The organism is Clostridium sp. D53t1_180928_C8 (genome assembly GCF_015667795.1).
Taxonomy (GTDB): domain Bacteria; phylum Bacillota; class Clostridia; order Clostridiales; family Clostridiaceae; genus Clostridium.
On record NZ_JADPEL010000075.1, the window covers coordinates 1 to 10,713 of the forward strand.

General features: G+C 30.3%; 6 protein-coding genes. 4 read left to right on the forward strand and 2 right to left on the reverse strand.

The genetic code is table 11. The annotated features are described in order from the left end of the window. The first annotated feature begins 70 nt into the window (after positions 1–70). The 3 genes from I4V51_RS19535 to I4V51_RS19545 all read left to right on the forward strand — a co-directional run bounded on the left by I4V51_RS19535 (position 71) and on the right by I4V51_RS19545 (position 4,740). Positions 71–385 carry a hypothetical protein gene (locus I4V51_RS19535; RefSeq protein WP_195990114.1) on the forward strand — a complete coding sequence of 105 codons (315 nt, stop codon included), beginning with the start codon at positions 71–73 and terminating at the stop codon, positions 383–385. Between the two features lie 22 nt (positions 386–407). Beyond that, a complete protein-coding gene (locus tag I4V51_RS19540) occupies positions 408–2,012 on the forward strand; it encodes an AarF/ABC1/UbiB kinase family protein (RefSeq protein ID WP_195990115.1) in 1,605 nt (534 codons plus the stop codon). Positions 2,013–2,109: 97 nt separating this feature from the next. Further along, positions 2,110–4,740 carry a calcium-translocating P-type ATPase, PMCA-type gene (locus I4V51_RS19545; protein ID WP_195990116.1) on the forward strand — a complete coding sequence of 877 codons (2,631 nt, stop codon included), beginning with the start codon at positions 2,110–2,112 and terminating at the stop codon, positions 4,738–4,740. Between the two features lie 43 nt (positions 4,741–4,783). On the opposite strand, the gene I4V51_RS19550 is transcribed toward I4V51_RS19545, so the two are convergent. Both I4V51_RS19550 and I4V51_RS19555 read right to left on the reverse strand, forming a co-directional pair. Continuing rightward, the gene (locus I4V51_RS19550; protein WP_195990117.1) at positions 4,784–5,995 is read right to left on the reverse strand and encodes an FprA family A-type flavoprotein; all 1,212 of its coding nucleotides are present in this window, start codon (positions 5,993–5,995) and stop codon (positions 4,784–4,786) included. A gap of 224 nt (positions 5,996–6,219) precedes the next feature. Continuing rightward, the gene (locus I4V51_RS19555) at positions 6,220–6,600 is read right to left on the reverse strand and encodes a helix-turn-helix domain-containing protein (protein WP_195990118.1); all 381 of its coding nucleotides are present in this window, start codon (positions 6,598–6,600) and stop codon (positions 6,220–6,222) included. Between the two features lie 406 nt (positions 6,601–7,006). Between I4V51_RS19555 and nifJ the strand changes: the two genes are divergently transcribed. Beyond that, the gene (gene nifJ, locus I4V51_RS19560) at positions 7,007–10,546 is read left to right on the forward strand and encodes a pyruvate:ferredoxin (flavodoxin) oxidoreductase (protein ID WP_195990119.1); all 3,540 of its coding nucleotides are present in this window, start codon (positions 7,007–7,009) and stop codon (positions 10,544–10,546) included. Positions 10,547–10,713 lie beyond the last annotated feature (167 nt).

Genomic DNA, 10,713 nt, shown 5'->3' on the forward strand with positions numbered 1-10,713 from the left:
TGAATATAAAAAATATATAATTGTAAATAATTATAATAAGATTATTTATAAGTAAACATGGAGGTCTAAAATGATGGATGAAATAAAAAAGGTTTTATTATTTGGCGTAGGAGCTGTAGCAAGCACATATGAAAAAGCAACAGAAGTAGTAGATGAGCTTGTTAAGAAAGGAAAAATAACAATAGATGAAGGAAAAGAGTTAGGAGAAGAGCTAAAAAGAACTTTTATAGAAAAAACTAAGGAAAATGAAATTATTACAAATAAGGATAATGTTAATATAGCAAATATAGAAGCTCATAATTATGTTTTGAGAGATGAGTATGAGATGTTGAAAGCAAGAGTTTATAAATTAGAAAAGTTAGTTAATAAAGAAGAAGAAAAATAGAAGTTGATCTTGGAGGAAAGTGATGGAGGGGAATTCTGTTAATAGATTTAAAGAAATTTTAAAAGTATTTACTAAATATGGATTAGGATATCTTTTAGGAAAAAAAGAGGATAAAATAAAAAATTCCCCTGCGAATCTTAGAAAGGCATTTGAAGAGCTAGGACCAACATTTATTAAAATTGGTCAAATACTAAGTACAAGACCAGAACTAGTTCATGATGACTATATAGTAGAATTAGCTAAGTTGCAAGATGACGTACCGGTAGAAAAATTTGAAGAAATGGCAAAGGTATTCTATGAAGAGTTTTCTAAAAAAATAGAGGATGAATTTTTATTTATAGATAAGAAGCCAATAGCATCAGCATCTGTAGCACAAGTATATAGAGGTGTATTAAAAGATGGAAATGATGTAGTGATAAAGATTCAAAGGCCTAATATTAAGGAGAAAATGGATATGGACTTTGATATTTTATTAAGTTTAAGTGAAAAAGTTAGTAAAATTTTTAAAGATTCTATAGTAAATCCAAAAGAAATATTATTAGAACTTAAACTATCTACAGAGAGAGAATTAAACTTTAATTTTGAAGCCAAAAATATTGAAAAATTTAGAACGTTAAATGAAGATATATACTGTGTATATGCTCCTTATGTAATAAATGAATATACAGGTAGTAGGGTTTTAACTTTAGAAAGTATAGAGGGATTTAAGATAAATGATTTCGTAGCTATACAATTTTTGGGTTATGATAAAGATGACATAGCTAAAAAGTTAACGCTTTCATATTTTAAGCAAGTGTTAAAAGATGGATTTTTTCATGGAGATCCTCATCCAGGTAATATATTAATAAGAGACGGAAGGATTTGTTTCATTGATTTTGGAATAGTAGGAGAATTATCAAAAGAAAAGCAATGCGAACTAAATAGCGCAATTGCGGCAATTGCAAATGAAGATATAGATAAATTAACTGATTTTGCAATGAGTATAGGAATAAAGAGTGGAAAAGTTGATAGAGAGATTTTATATAAAGATATTGAGTATATTTTTAGAAATTATTATACTACATCATTAAAAAATATAAAGATATCTGTTTTATTTCAAGAAATGTCATCTATTGCAAAAAGAAATAATTTAAGGTTAGCTAGTGATTTTACTATGCTTATAAGAACAATGGTAATGGTTGAAGGTTTAGTAGCAGATCTTTCACCAGAGCTAAATATAATAAGTTTGGTTATTCCTTATGCTAAGGATTATTATAAAGATTATTTTTTATCAGAATTTGACTTTAATGATTATTTAATAAAAGGATATAAATTGACAAGAGACACTTTAAATATACCATCTAAACTTGTAGCTTTATCAGATGTTTTAATTAAGGGACGAGGTAAGATAAATATTGTTATTGAGGATAAGGATAAATATATAGATGTATTGAATAAAATGGTAAACAGATTAGCTTTTGCTTTAGTCATAGCAGGAATGGTTGTAGCTTCATCTTTGATAATCAATATAAATGCAGAACCAAAGGTGTATGGAATATCAGTAATAGGAATGGGTGGATACTTTGTATCAGCAATTTTAGGATTATGGTTACTAATATCGATAATTAGATCAGGAAGCTTAAAATAGAAATGATTTTAGAAGGTGTTGAATCTTAATTTTACTAATATAATTTCTAATTCAAGTAAATACTATATTAGAACTAATATATGAAAGGGGAGTTAAGATGCATTATAAAAAAGAATATTCAGATGTATTAAAAGAGGTAGATAGTACAATTAATGGGATTTCAGATGAAGAAGCTAAAAATAGGCTAAATAGAAATGGATATAATGAATTAAAAGAAGCTTCAAAAGTTCCTATTTGGAAAATGTTTTTAGAGAGTTTTAAAGATCCATTAGTAATTATATTGCTAATTGCGGCAATTGTTCAGATATTTCTAGGTGAATTTGTTGAGTCTATTATTATATTTGTTGTAGTAATTCTAAATTCAGTATTAGGTGTTACACAAACAAGAAAGGCGGAAAGCTCCTTAGATAGTTTAAAGAAATTATCATCACCTAATGCAAAAGTTTTAAGAGATGGGAAGAAAAAAACTATTCCGGTTAGGGAAATCGTAGTAGGTGACATAGTATTTTTAGAGGCTGGTGATTATATACCAGCAGATGGAAGAATAATAGAAGCGCAAACGCTTAAAGTTGTTGAAGGAATGCTTACAGGAGAAGCTGAAGCGGTATTAAAACATGGGGATAGAATAGAAGAAGAAGTTGGTATTGGAGATCAAAGAAATATGGTCTTCAGTGGTGCTACTGTTGTTTATGGAAGAGGAACATTAGTTGTTACAGCTACTGGTATGAATACTGAAGTAGGTAAAGTTGCTACTTTATTAGAGACTGCTGGTAATAAACAAACTCCTTTACAAGTTAAATTGGATGAGTTTGGTAAAAAACTAGGAATAATTATAATGATTTTAGCTGCAATAATTTTTGTGATTCAAGTAGTTAGAGGGTATATTTCTGGAGACAATATGAAAACATTAATCTTTGATTCTTTTATGTTTGCTATTGCGGTTGCTGTAGCAGCTATTCCAGAAGCATTATCATCAATAGTAACTATTGTACTGGCAGTGGGAACAAAAGATATGGCTAAGAAGCAAGCTATAATAAGAAAGCTACCGGCAGTAGAAACATTAGGTTCAACTAGTGTAATTTGTACAGATAAGACAGGTACATTAACACAAAATAAAATGACTGTTGTTGATTTTTTTATGTATGGAGTTAATAAAGAAGAGGTTCAAGGGGAAAATAATGATTCTAATCAAATTGAAGCAATAAACTTATCATCTACATTATGTAATGATTCAGAAATAACTGATACAGGAAAAGAAATTGGAGATCCAACAGAAATTGCTCTTCTTCATTTTGCAACTAAAAGAGGAATTGATTATAAGGAGCTAAGAGAAAAATATGATAGGTTAAGTGAAATACCATTTGATTCGGATAGAAAGTTAATGTCAACAGTGAACTCTATTAATGGAGATGCAATTATGTTTACTAAAGGAGCTCCAGATGTGGTATTTTCACGATCAAAATATGCTTTAAATGATGGTGAAATAGTAGAGATAAATGAAGATATAATAAATAAATATAAGAAGATTAATGAAGAATTCTCAAATAGGGCGTTGAGAGTATTAGCTTTTGCCATAAAAGATGTACCGGATGAGAACTTTATTCCATGTTTAGAAGATGAAGTGGAAATGACATTAGTAGGATTAATGGCAATGATTGATCCACCAAGAGAAGAAGTTTATCATGCAGTAAAAGAAGCTATTGGAGCTGGAATAAAAACTGTAATGATAACAGGAGATCATAAAACAACAGCAGCAGCTATTGCTAAAGAAATTGGTATAATGTCAGAAGGAGATATATCATTAACTGGTAAAGAACTTGATGACTTATCTGAGAAAGAACTTAAAGATAAGTTAGAACATATTACTGTATATGCTAGGGTTTCTCCGGAAAATAAGATACGTATAGTTAAGGCATGGCAGGAAAAGGGATACATAACAGCTATGACTGGTGATGGAGTTAATGATGCCCCAGCATTAAAACAAGCTAATATAGGAATTGGTATGGGAAGTGGTACTGATGTAGCAAAGGATGCATCAGCAATGATTTTAACAGATGATAATTTTTCAACCATAGTATCAGCTATTGAAGTTGGTAGAACAGTTTATAGTAATATAAAGAAAGCAATAACATATTTATTTGCTGGAAATTTAGGAGCAATAATTGCAATACTATTTGCTGTTTTTGTGAATTGGCCAAATCCATTTACTGCATTACAGTTATTATTTATTAATTTAATAAATGATTCATTACCTGCTATAGCATTAGGATTAGAAGAAGCAGAGCCAAATATAATGAAGGAAAAGCCAAGAGATATTAATGAAGGTATATTAGCTGGTGGAACATTAAAAAGTGTAATTTTAAGGGGATTAATTATTGGAGTTATAGTAATAATAGCTCAATATGTAGGAGATTTATCATCACCAGCTTTAGGAGCTGCAATGGCATTTTCAACAGTAACTCTTGCAAGAATATTTCAAACTTTACCAGCTAGATCAAATGACATACCGATATTAAAATTGGGAGTATTTAAGAATAAATATGCAATAGGAGCAATTGTTATATGCTTATGTTTATATTCTGTTGTATTGATTCCTGGTGTAAGAGGAATATTTAATATACCAGAAACTTTTGGATGGTTACAATTTGGAATATGTTTAGGATTATCAATTATTGCAGCATTAATAATGGATCTTTCTAAATTTTTAAAAAAACAAATGTATAAATAAAAAAATAATGGAGTTGTAATTAAATAACAACTCCATTATTTTTTTATTTTAAAACTTTTTTGGCAAAATCTAAACCAAAGTTATAGGCAGCAGATAAGTTTTCTTCACTAGGCTTAAATACAATTCCAAGTGGTTCAGAAACAATATTTAATTTTAATTGTTTATATCTTTCATTTATATTTTTAAGACCTTCACCACTCCAGCCATAAGAACCGAAGCAACTTACAGGTAATCCTCTATGAATTACTGGATTTAGTGATGATAAAATAGTCCAAATTTGAGGTAAAGTATCAGCAAGTAAAGTAGGAGATCCAAGTAATAATCCACTACACTCATTTATTTCTTTTAAGACTTCATTCATATCAGCATCTACTAAGTTGTACATTAATATGTCAGCGTCAAAGTTAGCATCTTCAATCCCTTTTTTCACAGCCTCTGCAATAACTTCAGTGTAGCCATATGCAGTTACATAAGGAATAACTATGCTTTGTCTTTCTCTTTTTACTGGTTGACACCATTCTTTATAAAGATTTATAAATTTTTCAATATTTGAGCTATCTAAAACTAATCCATGACCTGGGCAGATATAATTTAGTTTTAAGTCCTTAATTTTATCCATTGCTTTTATCATAAATGGTTTAAATGGTCCCATAATCATTCTAAAGTAATAGTTATAAGCTTCAACATAATCATCTTCTTTAGATTCTTCTATAGAGCTCTTTAATATACGTTCATCACAATAGTGAGCTCCAAAAGAGTCACAAGTAATTAATGCTTCATCTTCAATAACATAACTATACATTGTATCAGGCCAATGTAATTGAGGAACACTGTAAAACTTAAGAGTTTTATTACCTAAAGATAAGGTTTCACCATCTTTTACAATTTTATTTTTGAAAGGTTTGTTAATTATTTCACCTAAATATTTGATAGCAAGTGCAGAACCAACAACAGTTGCATTAGGTGCATATTCTAAAATCTTTTCTACTGAACCTGCGTGATCTGGTTCTGTATGATTTACAACAACATAAGTTATATCTTCTAAGTTTATTATTGAACGAATTTTTTCTAAATGTTCATCAAAGAATTTTTCTTTTACAGTTTCAAATAAAGCAATACCTTCTGATCCCTTTAAAACATAAGAGTTATAAGAAGTACCAAATTTAGTTTCCATTATTATGTCAAAAATTCTTAAGTTTGGGTCAAGAGCGCCTACCCAAAATAAGTCTTCAGTTATTTTGAATGTGTTAGCCATGTGAATAATCTCCTTTTTATAATTTAATATTAGATTTATAAGTTCTAATTTAAAGCTTTCTATAATAATTATAATCCAACAATAATTATTGTCAATAAACAAAGGAATAGATAATTATAAAGTTTAATATACTTACCTTTAATATTTGTATAATGTTTATTTACTATTCTATAAAAATATTAAATTTTTTCAGTTAAAAATTAAAAATAACCAAGTCATATGACCTAGTTATTTTTAAGTGATTGCTTATTTGTTGAATATTCAATTCCATATGTATACATAGATTCAAGAAGAGGAACTATTTTTCTTCCTATATCAGTAAGTCCATATTCTACTTTTGGTGGAACTACAGGATATACTTTTCTAAAAATAAGGTTGTCCTCTTCAAGACTTCTTAACTGATTAGTTAGCATTTTTTGAGTAGTATATGGTAGTTTTCTTTTAAGTTCACTAAATCTTAAAGTTTCATTGCTTAAATACCATAATATTAGTATTTTCCATTTGCCAGATAATATTCTATGTACAAGAATCATAGGACATGTATCATATTTAGCACAACGATTTTTAATATGACAATCATTATGAAACGAAAGTTTTTTATTCATTATGAACCTCCTTTTAGAGTACATTTATACATAATAACATATTATATAGTTTAAAACTATATACTTAGTATCTTTTTTGATACTATATATAAAAAAAGTGCCTTCTTGTATATAAAAAATATAGAGAGTATCATTGAAAATGTCGATTGTGATTAAAGTTTATTTAGAAATATAATTATTAAAGAATCTTTTGGTAACTATTAAAAAAACAAATGTATAAACATGGTATTTTTCTATTGAAGAAATTATCATATGTGATTATACTAAGAAGTGACAAAAGATTACAAAATTATACTAAATAAAATTTCTAATAAAAGTACTAGAAAAATATTTAGAATTAAGTATAATAATTATTAATGGATAATTATTATCTAATACTTAGGACGATGAAAGAAGGTATATTATCATGGCAAAAAAAATGATGACTATTGATGGTAATACAGCAGCTGCCCACGTAGCATATGCGTTTACAGATGTAGCTGCAATATTCCCTATAACTCCATCTACTACTATGGCAGAAGTTGTTGACGAATGGGCAGCACAAGGAAAGAAAAATATTTTCGGACAACCTGTTAATGTTGTAGAAATGCAATCAGAAGCAGGAGCTGCAGGTGCATTCCACGGTTCTCTTCAAGCAGGTGCATTAACTAGTACATTTACTGCATCTCAAGGTTTATTACTTATGTTACCAAACATGTATAAGGTAGCAGGAGAATTACTACCAGGTGTATTCCATGTAAGTGCTAGAGCAATAGCTTCTCAAGCATTATCAATATTTGGAGATCATCAAGACGTTATGGCAGCAAGAATGACAGGATGTGTAATGCTTGCAGCTGGATCAGTACAAGAAGTTGCTGACTTAGCTCCAGTATCTCACCTTGCAGCTATTAAAGGTAGATTACCTTTCGTAAACTTCTTCGATGGATTTAGAACATCTCATGAAATTCAAAAAGTTGAAGTTTTAGATTATGAAGATTACGCTGAAATGATAGATAAAGAAGCATTACAAGAGTTTAGAAATAGAGCATTAACTCCAAATAACCCAGTTACAAGAGGAACAGCTCAAAACTCAGATATATACTTCCAAACTAGAGAAGCTTCAAATAAATTCTATAATGATATAGTTCCAATAGTTGAAGAATACATGGCTAAAATGGAAGAAAAGACTGGAAGAAACTATGGATTATTCAATTACTATGGAGCAGAAGATGCTAAAGAAATAATTGTTGCTATGGGTTCAGTTACTGAAGCTATAGAAGAAACTATAGATGAATTAAATGCAAGAGGAGAAAAGTACGGATTAGTAAAGGTTCACTTATTCAGACCATTCTCAGTTGAGCATTTATTAAAAGTTATACCAAAATCAGTAGAAAAGATTTGTGTAATAGATAGAACTAAAGAACCAGGTTCAAATGGTGAACCATTATACTTAGATGTATGTTCAGCATTCTATGGAAAAGAAAATGCGCCTAAGATAGTTGGTGGTCGTTATGGATTAGCATCTAAGGATGTTACACCTTCAGATATTAAGGCTGTATTTGATAACTTAAAGAAAGAAAATTCTAAGAACTTCTTTACAGTTGGTATCGAAGATGACGTTACTTTCACTTCAATTCCAGTAGAAGAAGAATTAAGAATATCTACACCAGGAACAGTAAGATGTAAGTTCTGGGGATTAGGATCAGATGGTACTGTTGGTGCTAATAAGCAAGCTATTAAGATTATCGGTGAAAATACAGATAAATACGTACAAGCTTATTTTGCATATGACTCAAAGAAATCTGGTGGGGTAACTATGTCTCACTTAAGATTTGGAGATACACCAATAAGATCAACTTACCTTATTGATGAAGCTGATTACATAGCATGTCACGTACAAGCTTATGTAAGACAATATGACTTATTAAAAGGTCTTAAAAAGGGTGGAAACTTCGTATTAAATACAATTTGGAACGAAGAAGAAATTGAAAGAAAATTACCAGCTACAATGAAGAGATATATAGCTGAAAATGAAATAAACTTCTACACAGTTAATGCAACTAAGATAGCATCTGAAATTGGATTAGGTAGAAGAATTAACATGATAATGCAATCTGCATTCTTCAAGTTAGCAGAAATTATACCTCAAGAAGAGGCTACAGAATACTTAAAGGCTTCAATTAAGAAAGCTTATGGTAAGAAGGGTGACAAAGTTGTTAACATGAACTTCGAAGCTGTTGAAGCTGGTATGAATTCATTAGTTAAAATTAATGTTCCTGAAAGCTGGAAAACTGCTACTGATGAAGCTAAGGTTGAAACTAAGGAAGTAACAGATTTTGTTAAAAATATAATGAACCCAATGAATGCTTTAGAAGGAGATAAATTACCTGTAAGTGCATTCAATGGAATAGAAGATGGTACATTCCCAGCAGGAACTGCAGCATATGAAAAAAGAGGAGTTGCAACAGAAGTTCCAGAATGGAATATGTCAAAATGTATTCAATGTAACCAATGTGCTTTCGTGTGTCCACATGCATGTATTAGACCAGTTCTAGTAAATGATGAAGAATTAGCTAAGGCACCAGAAGGATTTGAAACTAAGAAGGCTACTGGTAAGACTTTAGCAGGATTAAATTACAGAATTCAAGTAAGTACATTAGATTGTACTGGATGTAACAACTGTGTAGATATTTGTCCAGCGCCAGGTAAGGCATTAGAAATGAAACCGCTTGGAACTCAAGTAGAAAAAGAAGTTGCAAATTGGGACTTCTCAGTATCAAAAGAAGTTTCTAATAAAGAGCATTTAACTACTGGTAAGAATGTTAAGGAAAGTCAATTCAAACAACCACTTATCGAATTCTCAGGAGCTTGTGCTGGTTGTGGAGAAACTCCTTATATCAAATTAGTTACTCAATTATTTGGTGATAGAATGATGATTGCTAATGCAACAGGATGTTCATCAATTTGGGGTGGTTCAGCACCATCAACACCATATACTAAGAACCATGAAGGAAAAGGTCCAGCTTGGGCTAATTCATTATTCGAAGATAATGCTGAATTCGGATTTGGTATGTTCTTAGGAGTTAACCAAATGAGAGATAACATAGCTATGAATATGACTAAGTTATTAGAAATGCCAATAGCTGAAGAATATAAAGAAACATTTAAAAACTGGTTAGAAAATAAAGAAAATGGGGAACTTTCTAAAGTTTACTCAAGAGAAGTTGAAGCAATACTTGCTGATAACAACATAGAAGATACAGAAGCAAAAGCTGCTCTTGAAGAAATCAGAAACAGAGCTGATTACTTAGTTAAGAGATCTCAATGGATCCTTGGAGGAGACGGTTGGGCTTATGATATCGGATACGGTGGATTAGATCATGTACTTGCTTCAGGACAAAACGTAAATGTATTAGTATTTGATACTGAAATCTATTCTAATACTGGAGGTCAATCTTCAAAATCTACACCAGCAGCTGCTATGGCTAAATTTGCAGCATCAGGTAAGAAGTCTAAGAAGAAAGACTTAGGAAGAATGATGATGGCTTACGGAAATGTTTATGTAGCACAAGTTGCCATGGGAGCAGATAAAAACCAAGTTGTTAAAGCGATGCTTGAGGCAGAAGCTCATAACGGTCCATCAATAATCATTGCTTACTCAACTTGTATCAGCCATGGATTAAAGAAGGGAATGGGATTCTCTATAAGAAACATGGATGAAGCTGTTAAAGCTGGATATTGGCATCTATATAGATTCAATCCAGAATTAAAAGAACAAGGAAAGAATCCATTTAGCTTAGACTCAAAAGAACCACAAGGAAGTTTTAGAGACTTTATAATGGATCAAGTAAGATATTCAGCAATTGCTAAGCAATATCCAGAACAAGCGGAAGATTTATTCCAAATGGCTGAAGAACATGCTAGACAAAAATATGCTGACTTAAAGAAATTAGCAGAACAAGAATAAAAACCTGGGAATCCAGAATTTATAGAGCCAAACTCTATGCTTAGGCATAGGGATTGGCTCTTTTTTATATTAATAATTTTATTATTTGTTTATTAAAGTTATTTCTTAATTCTAATAGTATATTATAAAAATAAAGTGGATTTAATGAAAATTAATAATATAATATA